Annotated in this window: 21 protein-coding genes; 14 read left to right on the plus strand and 7 right to left on the minus strand. The window is 65.3% G+C overall.

All coding sequences use genetic code 11. From position 1 onward, the window contains the following. Window positions 1–23 precede the first annotated feature (23 nt). Window positions 24–866, minus strand: a complete 843-nt coding sequence (gene mazG / locus CLN94_RS06820) for a nucleoside triphosphate pyrophosphohydrolase (protein ID WP_096432495.1) — start codon at window positions 864–866, stop codon at window positions 24–26. 65 nt (window positions 867–931) lie between these two features. Here mazG and CLN94_RS06825 point away from each other — a divergent pair, with 65 nt between their 5' ends. The 10 genes from CLN94_RS06825 (at window position 932) to CLN94_RS06870 (ending at window position 8,525) form a co-directional block, all read left to right on the plus strand. Further along, the gene (locus CLN94_RS06825) at window positions 932–2,095 is read left to right on the plus strand and encodes a M20 aminoacylase family protein (RefSeq protein ID WP_096432497.1); all 1,164 of its coding nucleotides are present in this window, start codon (window positions 932–934) and stop codon (window positions 2,093–2,095) included. Window positions 2,096–2,231: 136 nt separating this feature from the next. Beyond that, a complete protein-coding gene (gene yajC / locus CLN94_RS06830) occupies window positions 2,232–2,570 on the plus strand; it encodes a preprotein translocase subunit YajC (protein ID WP_096432499.1) in 339 nt (112 codons plus the stop codon). Window positions 2,571–2,588: 18 nt separating this feature from the next. Beyond that, window positions 2,589–4,253, plus strand: coding sequence for a protein translocase subunit SecD (gene secD / locus CLN94_RS06835; RefSeq protein ID WP_096432501.1), 1,665 nt, complete (start codon window positions 2,589–2,591; stop codon window positions 4,251–4,253). A gap of 11 nt (window positions 4,254–4,264) precedes the next feature. After that, complete coding sequence (gene secF, locus CLN94_RS06840; protein WP_096432503.1) at window positions 4,265–5,248, plus strand: protein translocase subunit SecF; 984 nt, start codon at window positions 4,265–4,267, stop codon at window positions 5,246–5,248. Beyond that, window positions 5,235–5,606, plus strand: a complete 372-nt coding sequence (locus CLN94_RS06845) for an Mth938-like domain-containing protein (protein ID WP_096432505.1) — start codon at window positions 5,235–5,237, stop codon at window positions 5,604–5,606. Before secF ends, CLN94_RS06845 begins: the two co-directional genes overlap by 14 nt. A 4-nt stretch (window positions 5,607–5,610) precedes the next feature. Continuing rightward, entirely contained in the window at window positions 5,611–6,243 is a 633-nt protein-coding gene (ccmA, locus tag CLN94_RS06850; protein WP_096432507.1) for a heme ABC exporter ATP-binding protein CcmA, read from the plus strand. 124 nt (window positions 6,244–6,367) lie between these two features. Further along, the gene (gene ccmB / locus CLN94_RS06855) at window positions 6,368–7,024 is read left to right on the plus strand and encodes a heme exporter protein CcmB (RefSeq protein WP_096432509.1); all 657 of its coding nucleotides are present in this window, start codon (window positions 6,368–6,370) and stop codon (window positions 7,022–7,024) included. An 88-nt stretch (window positions 7,025–7,112) separates the two neighbouring features. Further along, window positions 7,113–7,844, plus strand: a complete 732-nt coding sequence (locus CLN94_RS06860) for a heme ABC transporter permease (protein ID WP_096432511.1) — start codon at window positions 7,113–7,115, stop codon at window positions 7,842–7,844. Further along, window positions 7,841–7,999, plus strand: a complete 159-nt coding sequence (ccmD, locus tag CLN94_RS06865) for a heme exporter protein CcmD (RefSeq protein WP_179300256.1) — start codon at window positions 7,841–7,843, stop codon at window positions 7,997–7,999. The genes CLN94_RS06860 and ccmD overlap by 4 nt, the downstream gene beginning before the upstream one ends. Then, complete coding sequence (locus tag CLN94_RS06870; protein WP_096432513.1) at window positions 7,992–8,525, plus strand: DsbE family thiol:disulfide interchange protein; 534 nt, start codon at window positions 7,992–7,994, stop codon at window positions 8,523–8,525. Before ccmD ends, CLN94_RS06870 begins: the two co-directional genes overlap by 8 nt. Window positions 8,526–8,538: 13 nt before the next feature. On the opposite strand, the gene CLN94_RS06875 is transcribed toward CLN94_RS06870, so the two are convergent. Together CLN94_RS06875 and hpt are read right to left on the minus strand one after the other, a co-directional pair. Beyond that, the gene (locus CLN94_RS06875; RefSeq protein ID WP_096432515.1) at window positions 8,539–8,727 is read right to left on the minus strand and encodes a hypothetical protein; all 189 of its coding nucleotides are present in this window, start codon (window positions 8,725–8,727) and stop codon (window positions 8,539–8,541) included. Continuing rightward, complete coding sequence (gene hpt / locus CLN94_RS06880; protein ID WP_096432517.1) at window positions 8,724–9,275, minus strand: hypoxanthine phosphoribosyltransferase; 552 nt, start codon at window positions 9,273–9,275, stop codon at window positions 8,724–8,726. The genes CLN94_RS06875 and hpt overlap by 4 nt, the downstream gene beginning before the upstream one ends. 72 nt (window positions 9,276–9,347) lie before the next feature. Between hpt and CLN94_RS06885 the strand changes: the two genes are divergently transcribed. Then, window positions 9,348–9,806 carry a type II toxin-antitoxin system RatA family toxin gene (locus CLN94_RS06885; protein ID WP_096432519.1) on the plus strand — a complete coding sequence of 153 codons (459 nt, stop codon included), beginning with the start codon at window positions 9,348–9,350 and terminating at the stop codon, window positions 9,804–9,806. Window positions 9,807–9,871: 65 nt separating this feature from the next. Here CLN94_RS06885 and CLN94_RS06890 read toward each other — a convergent pair whose 3' ends face one another. The 4 genes from CLN94_RS06890 to CLN94_RS06905 form a co-directional block, all read right to left on the minus strand. Next, window positions 9,872–11,050 carry an ammonium transporter gene (locus CLN94_RS06890; RefSeq protein WP_096432521.1) on the minus strand — a complete coding sequence of 393 codons (1,179 nt, stop codon included), beginning with the start codon at window positions 11,048–11,050 and terminating at the stop codon, window positions 9,872–9,874. Window positions 11,051–11,217: 167 nt separating this feature from the next. Then, a complete protein-coding gene (locus CLN94_RS06895) occupies window positions 11,218–11,688 on the minus strand; it encodes a CinA family protein (RefSeq protein ID WP_281253532.1) in 471 nt (156 codons plus the stop codon). Further along, window positions 11,685–12,182, minus strand: coding sequence for a phosphatidylglycerophosphatase A family protein (locus CLN94_RS06900; RefSeq protein WP_179300257.1), 498 nt, complete (start codon window positions 12,180–12,182; stop codon window positions 11,685–11,687). The genes CLN94_RS06895 and CLN94_RS06900 overlap by 4 nt, the downstream gene beginning before the upstream one ends. 4 nt (window positions 12,183–12,186) lie before the next feature. Next, on the minus strand, window positions 12,187–13,314 hold the full coding sequence (locus CLN94_RS06905; protein ID WP_096432523.1) for a bifunctional 2-C-methyl-D-erythritol 4-phosphate cytidylyltransferase/2-C-methyl-D-erythritol 2,4-cyclodiphosphate synthase: 1,128 nt from the start codon (window positions 13,312–13,314) through the stop codon (window positions 12,187–12,189). A 275-nt stretch (window positions 13,315–13,589) separates the two neighbouring features. On the opposite strand from CLN94_RS06905, the gene dusB reads away from it, so the two are divergent. Genes dusB through CLN94_RS06920 form a run of 3 tightly spaced genes read left to right on the plus strand, consistent with a single transcriptional unit; the run spans window position 13,590 to window position 16,953 of the window. Next, window positions 13,590–14,510 carry a tRNA dihydrouridine synthase DusB gene (gene dusB, locus CLN94_RS06910; protein ID WP_425439449.1) on the plus strand — a complete coding sequence of 307 codons (921 nt, stop codon included), beginning with the start codon at window positions 13,590–13,592 and terminating at the stop codon, window positions 14,508–14,510. Continuing rightward, window positions 14,507–15,577: a two-component system sensor histidine kinase NtrB gene (locus CLN94_RS06915; protein ID WP_096432527.1), complete on the plus strand. Its 1,071-nt coding sequence runs from the start codon at window positions 14,507–14,509 to the stop codon at window positions 15,575–15,577. Before dusB ends, CLN94_RS06915 begins: the two co-directional genes overlap by 4 nt. Next, window positions 15,577–16,953, plus strand: coding sequence for a response regulator (locus tag CLN94_RS06920; RefSeq protein ID WP_096432529.1), 1,377 nt, complete (start codon window positions 15,577–15,579; stop codon window positions 16,951–16,953). Before CLN94_RS06915 ends, CLN94_RS06920 begins: the two co-directional genes overlap by 1 nt. Window positions 16,954–16,996 lie beyond the last annotated feature (43 nt).

Raw genomic sequence — 16,996 nt, forward strand, 5'->3', positions numbered from 1 at the left:
CGCGGGGGCAGGGCCCCCGTCCGTCATTTCACACCCGCAGCCTTCGCCGCGTTCCAAAGCGCGTCCATCTCTTCCAGATCGCTGTCACTGGGCCCCTTGCCGTGCGCCTCAAGCTCGGCCTCGATGAATTCGAAGCGATTGGTGAATTTCCGGTTGGCCGCGCGCAGGGCCGCCTCGGCATCCAGCCCAAGGTGGCGCCCGAGGTTCACCATCACAAACAAGAGGTCGCCATATTCCTCGGCCAGTTCGTCGGGCCCCAGCCGGTCGCGCGCCTCTTCGAGCTCCTGCGCTTCTTCGACGATCTTGTCGATCACCTCCGCCGTCGAGGGCCAGTCAAAGCCCACCCGCGCCGCGCGCGCCTGCAATTTCAGCGCGCGGCTCAGCGCGGGCAGCCCGAGCGCCACCCCGTCCAGCACACCCACGCGCGCCGTGATGCCCGCCGCGGCCCGCTCGGCCGCCTTGATCCGCTCCCAATCCAAAGTCTGCTGCTCGGCCGATTTGTCGCGGCTTTCCGTGCCAAAGACATGGGGGTGCCGCGCGACCATCTTGGCGTTGATCGCCGCCAGCACCGCGCAAGCATCGAACAGCCCGGCCTCCTCGGCCATCTGCGCGTGATAGACCACCTGCAACGCCAGATCGCCCAACTCGCCGCGCAGCTCGTCCCAGGCCTCGCGCGCGATCGCATCCGCGACCTCATGGGCTTCCTCGATCGTGTAGGGCGCGATCGATGCGAAATCCTGCTCGATATCCCAGGGACACCCGGTTTCGGGGTCGCGCAGGCAGGCCATGATCGCGCAAAGACGGCGAAATTGCTGCGCAGCATCGCCGGTTTCGTCAAAGATCAGCGGATCGGTCGGTTTCACCATTGCGCAAGGGCCCTTGTTGCTGTGATGGTGACCGAGTATCGCCACCGGCGCCTCGGAGTAAACCCATGCCTGTGAATAACCGCATTGCCGCCTTCGCTCCCGAGATGAAGGACTGGCGGCGCTGGTTGCACCGGCATCCCGAGCTGGAATTCGACCTGCACGAAACCTCGGCCTTCGTTGCCGAACGCCTGCGCGAGATTGGCGTCGACGAGATCCACGAGGGAATCGCCCGCACCGGTATCGTCGCGCTGATCAACGGTCAGGCGCCCGGGCCGACGATTGCGCTGCGCGCCGATATGGATGCGTTGCCGATCACCGAAGAAACCGGCGCGGATCATGCCTCGGAGGCGGCGGGTAAGATGCATGCCTGCGGCCATGACGGGCACACCACGATGCTGCTGGGCGCGGCGAAATACCTGACCGAGACGCGCAAGTTCTGCGGCCGGGTGCTGTTGATGTTCCAGCCCGCCGAAGAAGAGGGCGGCGGCGGTCAGGTGATGGTGCGCGAAGGCGTTCTGGATCGGTTCGAGGTCGAGGAAGTCTACGGCATCCACAATGCGCCGGGCGTCGGCTTTGGTGTGTTTCGCACCACGCCCGGGCCGCTGATGGCGGCGGTCGATACGGCCTATGTCACGCTGCGCGGTCGCGGTGGCCATGGTGCCACGCCGCAAGATACGATCGATCCGATCCCGGCGATTGCCGCAATGGTGCAGGGCCTGCAGACGATCGTGTCGCGCAATGTCGCCGCGCAAGATGAACTTGTTGTCTCGGTCACCCAGATCCATGCGGGTTCCGCCAATAATATCATCCCGGAAACCGGCTGGTTCTGCGCCACGATCCGTTCGTTCTCGCCCGAGATCCGCGATCTTGCCGAAGAACGCTTTCGCGCGGTGGTCGAGGGCATGGCTGCAAGCTTCGGCGTCGAGGCCGAGATCGACTATGAGCGCGGCTACCCGCCCACCGTCAACGACCCCGATTGCGCGGCCTTCGCCGCCTCGGTCGCCGCCGATATTTCCGGCAAGGACGCGGTCGATGCGCATTGCGCGCGCGAAATGGGCGGCGAGGATTTCTCCTATTTCCTGCAGGCGCGTCCCGGCGCCTTCCTGTTCATGGGCACGGGGCCGGGGGCAGGGCTGCACCATCCGGCCTATGACTTCAACGACGAGGCCGCGCCCGTCGGCGCCTCGTTCTTTGCCCGGCTGATCGAGCGCCGCCTGCCGCTGCGCTGACAGCTTTCGGGCGTCTTGCATGCACAAGCACGTGTGTCTCGGCCTGCGATGCCTTGCCTTCGCGGGGGGGCGCCGCTAGGGTGCGCGCCGATGAGGGGCCATGCCCCAAGAAGGCCCGCAAGAAAGGACCCAAGACATGTTCGTGACCCCCGCATTCGCCCAAGCCGCAGACGGTGCCGCCGGCCCGGGCCAGCTCGGCCAGTTCCTGCCGCTGATCCTGATCTTCGTGATCATGTATTTCCTGCTCATCCGCCCGCAGCAAAAGCGCGCGAAAGAGCATAAAGCCATGGTCGAGGCGGTGCGCCGCGGGGACCAGGTCGTGACCCAGGGCGGCATCGTCGCCAAGGTCACCAAGGTGCGTGAAGACGGCGAAGTCGAGGTCGAGATCGCCCCCGGCGTCAACGTCCGCGTCATCAAGCAGACCATCGTTCAGGTTCTGTCGAAAACCGAACCCGCTGCTCCTGCCGGGAAATAACAAGGACCGTCGCCTGCCATGTTGCAGATTCCGCTCTGGAAGCGCGTGCTGATCATTGCCCTCTGCCTTGCGGGGCTGGCCATGGCGGCGCCGAACCTGTTTTATCCGCGCGTCGAGGCGCATAACGATGCCCTCGCCGCTTTCGAAAAATCCGGGGCGCTGACCGCCGATCAGGCCGCCGCGCGCGACGCCTGGCCGTCGTGGCTGCCCTCGGGTCTGGTGAACCTTGGCCTCGATCTGCGCGGTGGTGCGCATCTTCTGGCCGAGGTCCATGTCGACGAGGTCTATGCCGCGCGTCTCAAGTCGCTCTGGCCCGAGGCGCGCCGCGTGCTCGCCGAGGAGCGCGCGACTTTGGGCGCGGTGCGCCGCGTCGAAAGCCCCGCCGACGAGCTGCGCATCCAGATCGGCGAAGCCGCTGAGATCGCGCGCGCCGTGGAGCTGGTGCGCACGCTGGCCTCGCCGGTTGTCTCGCTGACCGGGGTCGGGCAGAACGATCTCGAAGTCACGGGCGAGGGCGATATCGTCACGATCCGTCTCTCCGAGGCCGAGCGCACCGCCACCGACGACCGCACCATGCAGCAATCGCTGGAAATCGTGCGCCGCCGCGTCGATGCGGCCGGTACGCGCGAGCCGACGATCATGCGTCAGGGCACCGACCGGATCCTGATCCAGGTGCCGGGCATCGGCTCGGCGGCTGAACTTAAGGCGCTGATCGGCACCACCGCGAAGCTGACCTTCCATCAGGTCATCGGACGCGCGGGCGACGCGAATTCGCCGGCCGGTGCCGGCAATATCATCGTGCAGGGCCAGGACGAGCGCGACGGATTTTACATTCTGGACGAGGTCGCCGTGGTCTCGGGCGATGAGCTGACCGATGCGCGCCCCGATACCGACCAGAACGGCTATCCGGCCGTGGCCTTCCGCTTCAACCCGACGGGCGCGCGCGCCTTTGGCGATTTCACCGCGAACCATATCGGCGAGCCCTTCGCCATCGTGCTCGACAACAAGGTGATCTCGGCTCCTGTCATCCAGACCCATATCAGCGGCGGCTCGGGGATCATCACCGGGCGCTTCTCGGTGCAGGAGGCGACCGATCTGGCCGTGCTGCTGCGCGCAGGCGCCTTGCCCGCGGGCATGACCTTCCTCGAAGAGCGCACGATCGGCCCGGAGCTCGGGCAGGACAGCATCGAGGCCGGGCGCATCGCCGCCATTGTCGGCCTGATTGCGGTCGTGGCCTTCATGATGCTCAGCTACGGGCTGTTCGGCGTTTTCGCCTCGGTCGCGCTGCTGGTGAACATCGCGCTGATCTTCGGCATCATGTCCTCGATCCACGCCACGCTGACTCTACCCGGCATCGCCGGGATCGTGCTGACGATCGGTATGGCGGTCGATGCCAACGTGCTGGTGTTCGAGCGTATCCGCGAAGAGCTGCGCAAGGTGAAGGGCCCCGCCCGCGCCATCGAGCTGGGCTATGAAAAGGCGATGTCGGCGATTGTCGACGCGAACGTCACCACCTTCATCACCGCGCTGATCCTCTTCGTTCTGGGTGCGGGCCCGGTGCGCGGCTTTGCCGTGACGCTGATCATCGGCATCGCGACCTCGGTCTTCACCGCAATCTTCGTCACGCGCCTGTTGGTTGCGGTCTGGTACGACCGCCGCCGTCCGAAGCAGCTCGAGCTTTAAGGGGAAAGACCATGGCATTCCGTCTCAAACTCGTCCCCGATCACACGACCTTCGACTTTTTCCGTCACCAGGTCCTGACCTTCGGGTTCTCGGTCTTTCTGGTGCTGGCCTCGATCGGGCTGGTGCTGACGATGGGGCTGAACTTCGGGATCGACTTCAAGGGCGGCACCACGATCCGCACCGAGTCGACCCAGCCGCTGGACGTGGGCGCCTATCGCACCGCACTGGCGCCGCTGAACCTTGGCGATGTCTCGATCACGCAGGTGTTCGATCCGAATTTCGACGCCGATCAGCATGTCTCGATGATCCGCATCGAGGCACAGGCCGGGGATGAGGCGATCACGCCCGAGCAGATGGTCTCGATCGAAGAGGCGCTGAAGGCCGCGGATGGCGCGGTCAAGATCGTCTCGACCGAATCCGTGGGCCCGAAAGTGTCCGGCGAGCTGATCTGGACCGCGATCTGGTCGGTGCTGGCCGCCACCGCCGCGATCCTCGTCTATATCTGGCTGCGGTTTGAATGGCAGTTCTCGGTCGGCGCGGTCGCGGCGCTGGTGCATGACATCACCGTCACCGTGGGTATCTTCTCGCTGTTCCAGATCAAGTTCGACCTGACGATCATCGCGGCGCTGCTGACCATCCTCGGCTATTCGATCAACGATACCGTGGTCGTCTTTGACCGCCTGCGCGAGAACCTCGTCAAATACAAGACGATGCCCCTGCGCGACGTGATGAACATCTCGGTCAACGAGACGCTCTCGCGCACGGTGATGACCTCGGGCACGACGCTGATCGCGCTGATCGCGCTTCTGGTGCTGGGCGGCGATGTGATCCGTGGCTTCGTCTTCGCGATGACCTGGGGCGTGGTCGTGGGGACCTATTCCTCGGTCTTCGTGGCCAAGAATATCGTGCTCTTCCTCGGCGTCGATCGCGACAAGGACAAGAAGGACCCCGCCGACAAGTTCTTTACCGAGAAGGTGGCCGATGCCGATAACTGAGGCGGAATTCGGCGCATCGCTTCCGGTCGATGGCTACGGACCGGGCTTCTTCCGCGTCGGCGGGCAGGTCTATCGCGGCGCCGTGGTGGTCGAAGCGGGCTCGGTGCGCGAATGGGCGGGGCTGGACGATCCCGCACCGCTCCTTGCGCTCGAAGGCAAGATCGACGTGCTGTTTCTGGGTATGGGCGGCGATATCGCGTTCCCGCCCAAGGCGCTGGTGCAGGCGCTTGAGGCCAAGGGGATCATGACCGAACCGATGAGCTCGCCCTCGGCCGCGCGCACCTATAACGTGCTCCTTTCCGAGGGCCGCCGGGTTGCGGCAGCGCTCCTGCCGGTGCCGGAAAAGGCGGAAGGGTAAGCCGATGGAAATGCTCCGCGTGGACAATCTGGCGGTGACGCGCGGTGGTTTGCCCGTGCTCGAAGGCCTGAGCTTCACGCTGGAGGCGGGCCATGCGCTGGTCTTGCGCGGGCCGAACGGTATCGGCAAGACGACGCTTTTGCGCACGCTCGCCGGGTTGCAGCCGCCCTTGGCCGGCACGATCTCGATGCCGCCCGAGACCATGGCCTATGCCGCCCATTCCGACGGGCTGAAATCGACGCTGTCCGTCGCCGAGAACCTGCAATTCTGGGCCAGCGTCTATGGCACCGGCTCGATCGAACCGGCGCTTGAGCGGATGAACCTGCGCCAGCTGTCCGAGCGCGCGGCGATGAGCCTTTCGGCCGGGCAGAAACGCCGCCTCGGCCTCGCGCGGCTTCTGGTTACGGGGCGCCCGGTCTGGGTGCTGGACGAACCGACGGTTTCGCTTGATGCGGCCTCGGTCGTGCTGTTCGGCGAGGCCGTGCGTGCCCATCTCGCCGCAGGCGGCGCCGCGCTGATGGCGACCCATATCGATCTTGGCCTTCACGAGGCCCGCGTGCTCGATCTCGCGCCCTTCAAGGCGCGCCCGCCCGAGGAGGGCGGCATCAAGGGCTCTTTCGACGAGGCCTTCGCATGAGCGCGCGTTGCATCAGCTTTGCCTTCGGGACGCCTCCGGCGGGCGTATTTGCGCCAAGAAGAAACGGCTCTTCTTCTTGGATGAAATACGCAGGCGCGGCCTGTCAGATCGCGGAGGGCCGGGCATGATTGCGCTGTTGTTGCGGGATTTGCGGCTGGCGGTGCGCGCGGGTGGGGGCTTTGGGCTCGGGCTGGCGTTCTTCCTGATCGTGGTCACGCTGGTGCCCTTTGGCGTTGGCCCCGAGGGGCAGATCCTGGGCCGCATCGCGCCCGGCATCCTGTGGCTGGGTGCGCTGCTGGCCTGCCTTCTGTCGCTCGACCGGATCTTTGCGCTCGATTTCGAGGATGGATCTCTCGACCTTCTGGCCACGGCGCCGGTGCCGCTTGAGGGCGTGGTGACGATCAAGGCGCTTGCGCATTGGATCACCACCGGCCTGCCGCTGGTGGTCGCCGCGCCGGTCTTCGGCCTGTTGATGCATCTCGAGAGCACCGCCTATTTCTGGATGATCCTCGCGCTCGCGCTCGGAACGCCGGCGCTGTCGGTTCTGGGCACGTTCGGGGCCGCGTTGACGGTTGGCCTCAAGCGCGGCGGGCTTTTGCTGTCGCTTCTGGTGCTGCCGCTTTACGTGCCGACGCTGATCTTCGGCGCGGAACTCGTGCGTCGCGGCGCGCAGAACATGGATACGAATGTGCCGCTTTTGATGCTTGCGGGCATCACCGCGGCGGTGATCGCAGTCGTGCCTTTTGCCTCGGCCGCCGCGATCCGGGTCAATTTGCGGTGAGCGTTTGACACGCGTCAAGTCGCGCTAGGGACTTTGCTGGCAAACGTGCTAGCAAGAACCGCGCAAGAACAGGAGTGAGCCCCCGCCCATGTCGATCTGGGAATATGCCAACCCCGTCAAATTCATGAAGACCTCGTCCTGGGCGCTGCCCTGGGTGAGCGTCGCCACCGTGATCAGCCTCGCTGTCGGGCTGATCTGGGGCTTTTTCTTCACCACCGAGGCGATGAATTTCGGCTCGACCGTCAAGGTGCTGTTCGTCCACGTGCCCTCGGCGATGATGGCGATCAACATCTGGGTGATGATGCTGGTGACCTCGCTGATCTGGCTCATTCGCCGCCACCACGTGAGTGCCCTGGCCGCCAAGGCCGCGGCGCCGATCGGGGCGGTGATGACGATCATCGCGCTGGTGACGGGCGCGGTCTGGGGCCAGCCGATGTGGGGCACCTGGTGGGAATGGGACCCGCGGCTGACCTCGTTCCTGATCCTGTTCCTGTTCTACCTCGGCTACATGGCGCTTTGGGGCGCGATCGAGAATCCTGATACCGCCGCCGATCTGACCGGCGTTCTGTGCCTCGTGGGGTCGGTGTTCGCGCTTTTGTCGCGCTATGCGGTGAAGTTCTGGAATCAGGGCCTGCACCAGGATTCGACGATCCTGAAGGTTGGCGAGAAAGACCCGCTCGACCCGTCCTATTACATTCCGCTGGTGATCTGCATCGTGGGCTTCGTGCTGCTGTTCGTGACGCTGCTGCTGCTGCGCACCCGCACCGAGATCCGCCTGCGTCGCCTGAAGGCGCTTGAACAGAGGGAGCGCATGGCATGATGCCCGAACTTGGTAAATACGCCCTCACCGTGGTGCTGTCCTATATCGGTACGCTGGGGCCGCTGGCGGTGCTGACGATCTGGACGCTCTGGCGCGGCGCGAAGGTGAAAGCCGCGCTGGCCGCACAAGAAGAACGGATGAAGAAAAATGGCTAAGCCCTTGATGTTTCTGCCGCCGGTGATCTTTGCGGCGCTTGCGGGCATGTTCGTCTGGGGCATGGCGCGGGAAAACCCCAAGCAGTTGCCCACCGCCTTCGCGGGCAAGGAGGCGCCGCCGGTTCAGCTTGAACAGCTGGCCGATTTCACGCCTTTTACCGATGCCGATCTGCGCGCGGGTGAGATCAAGCTGGTGAACTTCTGGGCCTCGTGGTGCGCGCCTTGCCGGGTCGAGCACCCGAACCTTGAGGCGCTGGCGCAGGAGGGCATCCAGATCCTCGGCGTGAATTACAAGGACAAGCCCGATCAGGCGCTTGGGTTCCTGTCCGAGCTTGGCAACCCCTATGCGCGTCTTGGGGCCGACAATGCCGGGCGGATGGCGCTGGATTGGGGCGTCTACGGCGTGCCGGAAACCTTCGTGGTCTCGGGGGACGGCAAGGTGCTGTTCCGCTTTGCCGGCCCGGTGACGCAGCGCGTGATCGAGGAAAGACTACGCCCGCTGCTGGAGGGTGCGCCCGCCGAATAAGCGGGCAGGGTGCCTAGTTCACCGTCTTGATCCGGATCGGATTGCGCTCGGCCTCTGCCCAATCGGGCCAGAGGCCGAGTTTTTCAATGCCGACAATCGCCAGCGCGATCGCGATCACCGCCAGCACCAGCTTGACGCGCCCCGCCGAGGGCGGGTTGCGCGCCCAGCGGGCCATCCGCAGGAACCAATGCGGTGAAATCACGATTGGGCCTCGTCGAGAAACCGCACCTTGCCGATATAGGGCAGGTTGCGGTTGCGCTGCGCAAAGTCGATGCCGTAGCCCACGACGAACTCGTCGGGAATGGTGAAGCCGATCCAGTCCGCCGTCATCTCGACTTCGCGCCGCGAGGGTTTGTCGAGCAGCGCGCAGCTTGCGAGCCGGCGCGGTTTGCGCGCGCCCAAAAGCCCCATCACATGCTGCAGCGTAAAGCCCGTGTCGACGATATCCTCGACCACCAGCACGTCGCGCCCCTCGATGCCTGCGCGCAGATCCTTCAGAATGCGCACCTCGCGCGAGCTTTCGGTGCCGTCGCCGTAGGACGAGGCCTCGAGGAAATCGACCTCGACGGGCAGGTCGATTTCACGCACCAGATCGGCGATGAAGACGAAGCTGCCGCGGAGCAGTCCCACCACCACAAGTTTCTCGGTGTCGGCGAAATGATCGGTGATTTCATGGGCCAGCGCCTCGACACGGGCGGCGATGCGTTTGGCCGAGATCATCTGGTCGATGGCATGGGGGCGGTGCGGCATTTCGGCGGGTCTCCGGGGTTGCACTTTCCCCCAGCTTTAGCGCATCTAGAGCGCGGAGAAAACGGAAGAGCCATGCCTACCCATTCGGAAAGCCGGAACATGCCCTACACGGCGGCGCAGATGTATGCGCTGGTCTCGGACGTGGCGCGCTACCCCGAGTTTCTGCCGTGGAATTCCGCCGCCCGCATCCGCAAGCGCACCGAGCGGCCCGACGGCTCGATCCTGCTTGAGGCGGATCTGGTGATTTCCTTCAAGGTGTTTCGCGAGAAATTCGGATCGCGCGCGACGCTTTGGCCTGCCGAGAACCGGCTTGATGTCGAATATCTGGACGGGCCGTTCAAATACCTGAAAAGCTGGTGGCGCTTTGCCGATCTGCCCGAGGGCGGCTGCAAGGCCGAGTTCTTCGTCGATTTCGAGTTCCGCAACGCGATCTTGCAAAAGGTGATCGGTGTGGTCTTTGACGAGGCGATGCGCCGGATCGTGCGCGCCTTCGAGGAGCGCGCCAAGGTGCTCTACGGCCCCGCCGCCTGACCCCACCACTGCAACGCAAAAGGCCGCCCCGAAGGGCGGCCTTTGTGGTTCCGATCCGCGCGGGATCAGGAGTTCATGTCATAGGCGCGCTCGCCATGGGTCGACAGGTCGAGCCCGTTGGTCTCGCTTTCCTTGTCGACGCGCATCGGGAAGAACAGCCCGATCGCCTTGGCGAGCACATAGGTCAGCACCAGCGTGTAGATGCCCACGATCGCCAGCGCGCCGAACTGCGCGATAAAGGTGCCATCGGCAAAGACCGCGACCATGATCGTGCCAAAGATCCCGCCGACACCGTGCACGGCGAAGACATCGAGCGTGTCGTCGATGCCGATCTTTTCGCGGATCAGCACCACGGCTTCCTGACACAGGATCCCTGCCACGAGGCCGATCACCAGCGCCTCCAGCGGGCCGACAAAGCCCGAGGCCGGGGTGATCGAGGCAAGGCCCGCGATCGTGCCGGTGACGATACCCACCAGCGACGAGCGGCCGAACTTGACGCGCTCCCAGAATGCCCAGCTCAGCGAGGCCGCCGAGGCCGAGATATGCGTGACCGTCAGCGCCATCGCGGCGCCGCCATCGGCCGCAAGCTGCGAGCCGCCGTTGAAGCCGAACCAGCCGACCCAGAGCAGCCCCGCGCCGATCGCGACCATGCCCGGGTTATGCGGCGGCGTGGTACGGTGCTTGCGCGGCCCGATCATGATCGCGAGCAACAGCGCGGCCAGCGCCGCGGTCTCGTGCACGACGATGCCGCCGGCGAAATCCTTGGTGCCCACCGCGCCGAAGATGCCGCCATCCGCCATCATGCCGCCGCCCCAGATCCAATGCGTCACCGGCGCGTAGACCAAGAGCATCCAGGCGCCCGCAAACACCATCACGAAGGCGTAGTTGATGCGCTCGACGAAGGCGCCGATGAACAGCGCGGGGGTGATGATCGCGAAGGTCATCTGGAAGGCGAAGAACAGGATCTCGGGGATCGTGTTCCACAGATCGTCGCCGGTGATGCCGATCAGGCCGAACTTGCCGAGCCCGCCCCAATAGGGGTTCGCATCGCCAAAGGCGATCGAATAGCCCAGCAGCAGCCAGAGCACGCTCATCAGCGCCGCAATCGAGAAACACTGCATGAAAATCGACAGCACGTTGCGCGCGCGCACAAGCCCGCCATAGAACATCGCAAGGCCCGGAAGGGTCATCAGCAGCACCAGCGCGGTGGCGGTGATGATCCAGGCGGTATCGGCACCATTCATCCTCGAATCCTCCTCAGAAGTGGTCGAGAGGGGCAAAACCATTCCCGGGTCGCCCATGAAAGCGCCAATCTCTTTCAGGGCCGCCCTGAAAGCGGGCAGTTTTCAAAAAGTGCACTGAATGGGCGAAATATGGGCAAAATGCCCATGGAATGTGCGGATTGGAAACTTCAGCCCAGCGCGCGCAAGAGCAGGCCCAGCGCATGATCGCGGGCGGCGCTGCGCACCTTGTCGCGGCCAGGGGCGCCGAATTCGACTGTCTCGACGTTGGTTTGTGCGCCCGCCTGCGCAAGACCGAAGCAGACGCGCCCCTCGGGTTTGAACTCAGACCCGCCGGGCCCTGCGATACCGGTGATCGCCACGGCGAGCGTCGCATGGGAATAGACCAGCGCGCCCTCGGCCATCTCGCGCGCGACTTCCTCCGAGACCGCGCCATGCGCCGCGAGTGTTTCGGGGCGCACGCCCAGCATCTCGGTCTTGGCGGCATTGGTGTAGGTGACAAAGCCGCGCTCGACCACCGCCGACGAGCCGGGAATATCGGTGAGCGCGGCGGCGACCATGCCGCCGGTGCAGCTTTCGGCCGTGGCGATCATCACGCCGCGCGCCTTGGCGGCGGCCAGAACCTCGGCAGCGAGGCTCACATCAGCACCGCGTGATAGAGCCCCGCCAGCACCAGCGTGCAAAGCCCGGCAAACAGCCCTGCCCAGAGGTCATCAAGCATCACGCCCGCCGCATCGCCGCGCCGATCCGCGCGCCCGACGAGCCAAGGCTTGCTGATATCGAACAGCCGGAACAGCAGGAAGGCCGCGACAGGGCCGGGCCAGACCATCGACATGTCGCGCATCCAGAACCCCGCCGCCGGGAACAAGAGCGCCAGCCACATGCCGGCCACCTCGTCGATGACGATCTCGGAGGGGTCTTCTTCGCCGGGGCGCAGCGCCAGCTCCGCCTTGATCGTGACGAAGCCGATCGCGGTGACGATCACGGTCGCCACGACCAGCGGCCAAAAGCCCAGATATCGCTCGATCCCCCAGCCGATCACCAGCGCCGCAAGCGAGCCCCAAGTGCCCGGCGCGGGCTTCATCAGCCCGACGTTGAAGAAGGTGTTGATCAGCTGCAGGGTTTCGCGGTTCATCGGTTTACTCCGCAATCAACGTGGCGGTGGCGATCGCGGCGATACCTTCTTCGCGACCGGTGAAGCCCAGCCGTTCCGAGGTGGTCGCCTTGACCGAGACGCGCTCGGGCGCGATGCCCATGATCGTGGCCAAGATCTCGGCCATGCGCAGCGCATGCGGCCCGACCTTGGGGCGCTCGCAGATCAGCGTGACATCGGCGTTGGAAATCCGATAGCCCTTTTGCTCCGCCAGCTCGGCGGCATGGCGCAGGAAAATCTCGGAGGCCGCGCCCTTCCACTGCGGATCGGAGGGCGGGAAATGGCGCCCGATATCGCCCTCGGCCAGCGCGCCATAGATCGCGTCGGTCAGCGCGTGCATGCCGACATCGGCGTCGGAATGGCCCTTGAGCTTGCGCTCATGCGGGATCTCGACGCCACAGAGGATGACGTGATCGCCCGGCTCGAAGGCATGCACGTCATAGCCATTGCCCAGTCTCACATCCATGTTTTGCCCCATCAGCTGCTCTGCCCGCAGGAAATCCTCGGCATATGTGATCTTCAGATTGCGCTCCGAGCCGGGCACGATGCGCACCGCGATGCCGGCCGCGCGGGCGACCTCGACATCATCCGCCGCCTCGCCCGGATGGGCGCGATGCGCGGCGAGGATTGGCGCAAAGCGAAACCCCTGCGGGGTCTGCGCGCGCCAGAGACCCTCGCGCGATTGCGTGCCGCTGACCGCGCCATCTTCGCCGCGCCAAAGCGCATCCGAGACGGGCAGGGCGGGCGCGGCGGCCTCGTCCTCGTCCAGCGCCGCGAGCACCCGCGCGATCAGCCCGGGCTCGACCAGCGGGCGCGCGCCATCATGGATCAGCACCCGCTCGACGCCCGCGCCCTCAAGCGTCTCCAGAGCGTTGCGCACCGACTCCGCGCGGCTTGCGCCACCCGCGATCAGCGTGACCGCACCGCCAAAGAATTCCAGCCCGCGCGCCATGTCGTCGGGATGCAGCACCACGACCACCCGCGCGAAACCTGCAAAAGCCGCCACGGTATGGGCCAGCACGGGCTTGCCGCGCAGCATCTGCCATTGCTTGGGTTCTGCGCCGCCGGCGCGCGTTCCGCGCCCTGCGGCAACGATGATCGCCGCCGTGCTCATGAAACCTCCGGTTTCTCACAGGCTTAGAAGATCGCGCGCGCCTGTGCAATTGCGCCCGGGTTGCCGTCGGGGAAGTTGAGCCGATCTGGAATGGCGCGAAAATCGGGCGTATTGCATAATATTTAATCTAGTGCTGATTTTCGCACCGATTTTACCCGTCGGTGAATTGTGATTCCTGAACCAAACGGTTAATTCGGAGGCAATCGAAGAGGAATTCCCCCGTGACCCTGACCTTGGGAGAGACCAGAATCGCCCCAGCGGTGCTCTTGGCGCCAATGGCGGGGATCACCGATCTGCCGTTTCGGCGGATGGTGGCGCGTTTTGGCGCGGGGTTGGTGGTCTCGGAAATGGTCGCCTCGGGCGAGATGCTGACGGCGAAACCCTCGGTGCGGGCGAAGGCGCGCAGCGAGCTGGGGCTCGATCTGCCAAGCTCGGTGCAGCTGGCGGGGCGTGCGCCCGAGCCGATGGCCGAGGCGGCGAAGATCGTCGCCGACATGGGCGCCAAGATCATCGACATCAACATGGGCTGCCCGGCGAAAAAGGTGACGGGCGGGGCCTCGGGGGCGGCGCTGATGCGCGACCCCGATCATGCGCTCAGCCTGATCGAGGCGGTCGTTGGCGCGGTCGATGTGCCGGTGACGCTGAAGATGCGTCTGGGCTGGGATGACGAGAACCGCAACGCCGCCGAGATCGCGCGCCGGGCCGAAGCCGCGGGCGTGCAGATGATCGTGATCCATGGCCGCACGCGGATGCAGTTTTACAAGGGCCAAGCCGACTGGGCGGCGATCGCGCCGGTGCGGCAGGCGGTGTCGGTGCCGGTCGTGGCCAATGGCGACATCATCGACGCAGCCTCGGCCGCCGAGGCGCAAAGGCTCTCGGGGGCGGCGGGCGTGATGGTTGGGCGGGGTGCGCAGGGTGCGCCCTGGGTTCTGGCCGAGATCGCGCATGCGCTCCATGGCACGCCCGCGCCGCAGGTGCCGCAAGGCGCGGCCCTCGCCGATCTGGTGGCCGAGCATTACGAGGCGATCCTCGGCTTTTACGGCGCCGAGCTGGGCCTGCGCCTCGCGCGCAAACATCTGGGTTGGTACGCCGAGCGCGCCTCGGCGCCGCTGCGGGCGGAAATGATGGTTTCGGACACGCCGCGCGCCACGCTCGCGCTGATCCGCGAAGCCTTTTGCGAAAGGATTGCCGCATGAAATTGCCGACGCTCGGCATTATCTGGACCTCGCTGCCGATCCCCGCGCTGATCATCGACAGCGAGGACAGGATCGAAGAGGTGAACTCGGCGGCGGAGCTGTTCCTCAATATCTCGTCGCGCGCGCTGCGTGGAAAATCGGTGCTGGAACGGCTTTCGATCTCTGCGCCGCTGGAAGAGATTTTCTTCCGCGTCCGGATCAACCGCGCCGATTTGTTCGTGAATGACGTCGATGTCACGACCGGGGAAAAGGCGCCGGTGCAGTGCAACCTACAGGCCGCGCCCTTGGGCGAAGACCCCGATCGGGTGCTGCTCCTGATTTCGCCGCGCGAGATCGCCGACCGGCTCGGGCGCGCCTCGATGGTCAAGACCGCTGCGCGTTCGGCGATCGGCATGGCCGAGATGCTCGCCCATGAAATCAAGAACCCGCTGGCCGGGATCGCGGGGGCGGCGCAGCTTTTGTCGATGAACCTCGCGGGCGATGACCTCGAACTGACCGACCTGATCGTCGATGAAACCCGGCGCGTGGTGAAGCTGCTTGAGCAGGTCGAGCAATTCGGCAACCTGCGCCCGCCCGAGCGGCGCGCGGTCAACGTGCACGACATTCTCGATCGCGCGCGCAAATCGGCCGAGGTGGGGTTTGGCGCGCATATGCTGATCGAGGAGGATTACGACCCCTCGCTGCCGCCGACCTGGGCCGACCCCGATCAGCTGACGCAGGTGTTCCTGAACCTGCTGAAGAACGCCTCCGAGGCGGCAAAGGGGCAGGGGCGGATCAAGCTGCGCACCTTCTATGACTATTCGCTGCGCCTGCGGCGCGAGGATGGCTCGGGGCAGGCCTTGCCCCTGCAGGTCGAGATCATCGACGACGGCCCCGGCCTTCCGCCCGATATTGCCAATTCGATCTTTGAACCTTTCGTTTCCGGGCGCGAGAACGGCACGGGGCTTGGCCTCGCGCTCGTGTCCAAGATCATTTCTGACCACGATGGCTGGATCAGCGTGGATTCGGTGCCGGGCCGCACCGTGTTCCGCGTCTCCCTGCCGCTTGTCCCCAAGGAGAACAGCTGATGGACGGTACCGTACTTGTCGCAGACGACGATCGCACGATCCGCACGGTTCTGACCCAGGCGCTGACGCGCGCGGGATGCAAAGTGCATGCGACGGCTTCGCTGGTAACGCTGATGCGCTGGGTCGAGGAGGGCAAGGGCGACCTGGTGATTTCGGATGTGATGATGCCGGACGGGAACGGGCTCGAAGCCCTGCCCAAGATCGCCGAGCTGCGCCCCGGCCTGCCGGTGATCGTGATTTCGGCGCAGAACACGATCATGACCGCGATCCAGGCCGCCGAGGCCGATGCTTATGATTACCTGCCCAAGCCCTTCGACCTGCCCGACCTGATGAAACGCGCGGCCCGTGCGCTCGACCTCAAGCGCCGCTCGCGCCCGGCTGTGCGCGCCGAGGGCGGCGCGTCGGCGGGGCTGGGCGAGGATCTGCCGCTGGTCGGTCGCACCCCGGCGATGCAGGAGCTTTACCGCCTTGTCGCGCGGGTGATGAACACCGATCTGCCGGTGCTGATCGCGGGCGAATCCGGCACCGGAAAATCGCTGATCGCCCATGCGATCCATGATTTTTCGGACCGTCGCACGCTGCCTTTCGTGGTGGCACAAGCCGCTGATCTGCAAGGGGCGGATGGCGCCTCGACGCTGCTCGCGCGGGTCAAGGGCGGCTCGCTCGTCTTTGACGAGGTGGGCGATTACGACGAGGAAACGCAAGGTCGGCTTGTGCGGATGCTCGATGCGCTGCCCGAAAGCGCGCCGCGGATCATGGCGACGACGCTCGTGGACCTATCGGCGCAGATGGAAGAGGGCAAGTTCCGCCAGGATCTCTACTATCGGCTTTGCGGTGTGACCCTGCAGGTGCCCGCGCTGCGCGAGCGCGTCGAAGACATCCCGCTCTTGGCCGAGCATTTCCTCGCCCGTGCCGAGCGTGAAGGCTTCGGCCATCGCAGGCTTTCGGCGGATGCGCGCAACCTCGTGCGGGCCTATGCCTGGCCGGGCAACGTGCGCCAGTTGGAAAACACCATCCGCCGGCTCGTCGTGACCTCGTCCGAAGAGGAAATCAGCCGTGCCGAGGTGGAATTCGTTCTGGGCAACCAGCCCGCGATGGAGCCCCTGCGCCAGACCGGCGAGGGCGAGAAGCTCTCGGCGGCGATCGCGCGCCACCTGCGGCGCTATTTCGACCTGCATGGCGGCAACCTGCCCGCACCGGGGCTTTATGACCGTATTCTCAAGGAGATGGAGGCCCCGCTGATCGAAATCGCATTGGATGCGACCGGCGGGAACCAGGCCAGATGTGCTGATCTCTTGGGCATCAACCGCAATACCTTGCGTAAAAAGATCACGGATCTCGATATTCAGGTGACACGGCGCCGCAAGCTGATGTAAAAGCGCAACAGGGGGCTGTTGCGAATTTATCGCCCGGAGTCGT

This window comes from Pseudothioclava arenosa, from assembly GCF_002358085.1.
GTDB classification, from domain to species: domain Bacteria; phylum Pseudomonadota; class Alphaproteobacteria; order Rhodobacterales; family Rhodobacteraceae; genus Pseudothioclava; species Pseudothioclava arenosa.

Bases quoted from the DNA above. Each gene is read 5' to 3' on its own strand.
- mazG (WP_096432495.1), bottom strand. From the start codon at position 866: ATGGTGAAACCGACCGATCCGCTGATCTTTGACGAAACCGGCGATGCT.
- CLN94_RS06825 (WP_096432497.1), top strand. From the start codon at position 932: ATGCCTGTGAATAACCGCATTGCCGCCTTCGCTCCCGAGATGAAGGAC.
- yajC (WP_096432499.1), top strand. From the start codon at position 2,232: ATGTTCGTGACCCCCGCATTCGCCCAAGCCGCAGACGGTGCCGCCGGC.
- secD (WP_096432501.1), top strand. From the start codon at position 2,589: ATGTTGCAGATTCCGCTCTGGAAGCGCGTGCTGATCATTGCCCTCTGC.
- secF (WP_096432503.1), top strand. From the start codon at position 4,265: ATGGCATTCCGTCTCAAACTCGTCCCCGATCACACGACCTTCGACTTT.
- CLN94_RS06845 (WP_096432505.1), top strand. From the start codon at position 5,235: ATGCCGATAACTGAGGCGGAATTCGGCGCATCGCTTCCGGTCGATGGC.
- ccmA (WP_096432507.1), top strand. From the start codon at position 5,611: ATGGAAATGCTCCGCGTGGACAATCTGGCGGTGACGCGCGGTGGTTTG.
- ccmB (WP_096432509.1), top strand. From the start codon at position 6,368: ATGATTGCGCTGTTGTTGCGGGATTTGCGGCTGGCGGTGCGCGCGGGT.
- CLN94_RS06860 (WP_096432511.1), top strand. From the start codon at position 7,113: ATGTCGATCTGGGAATATGCCAACCCCGTCAAATTCATGAAGACCTCG.
- ccmD (WP_179300256.1), top strand. From the start codon at position 7,841: ATGATGCCCGAACTTGGTAAATACGCCCTCACCGTGGTGCTGTCCTAT.
- CLN94_RS06870 (WP_096432513.1), top strand. From the start codon at position 7,992: ATGGCTAAGCCCTTGATGTTTCTGCCGCCGGTGATCTTTGCGGCGCTT.
- hpt (WP_096432517.1), bottom strand. From the start codon at position 9,275: ATGCCGCACCGCCCCCATGCCATCGACCAGATGATCTCGGCCAAACGC.
- CLN94_RS06885 (WP_096432519.1), top strand. From the start codon at position 9,348: ATGCCTACCCATTCGGAAAGCCGGAACATGCCCTACACGGCGGCGCAG.
- CLN94_RS06890 (WP_096432521.1), bottom strand. From the start codon at position 11,050: ATGAATGGTGCCGATACCGCCTGGATCATCACCGCCACCGCGCTGGTG.
- CLN94_RS06900 (WP_179300257.1), bottom strand. From the start codon at position 12,182: ATGAACCGCGAAACCCTGCAGCTGATCAACACCTTCTTCAACGTCGGG.
- CLN94_RS06905 (WP_096432523.1), bottom strand. From the start codon at position 13,314: ATGAGCACGGCGGCGATCATCGTTGCCGCAGGGCGCGGAACGCGCGCC.
- dusB (WP_425439449.1), top strand. From the start codon at position 13,590: ATGGCGGGGATCACCGATCTGCCGTTTCGGCGGATGGTGGCGCGTTTT.
- CLN94_RS06915 (WP_096432527.1), top strand. From the start codon at position 14,507: ATGAAATTGCCGACGCTCGGCATTATCTGGACCTCGCTGCCGATCCCC.
- CLN94_RS06920 (WP_096432529.1), top strand. From the start codon at position 15,577: ATGGACGGTACCGTACTTGTCGCAGACGACGATCGCACGATCCGCACG.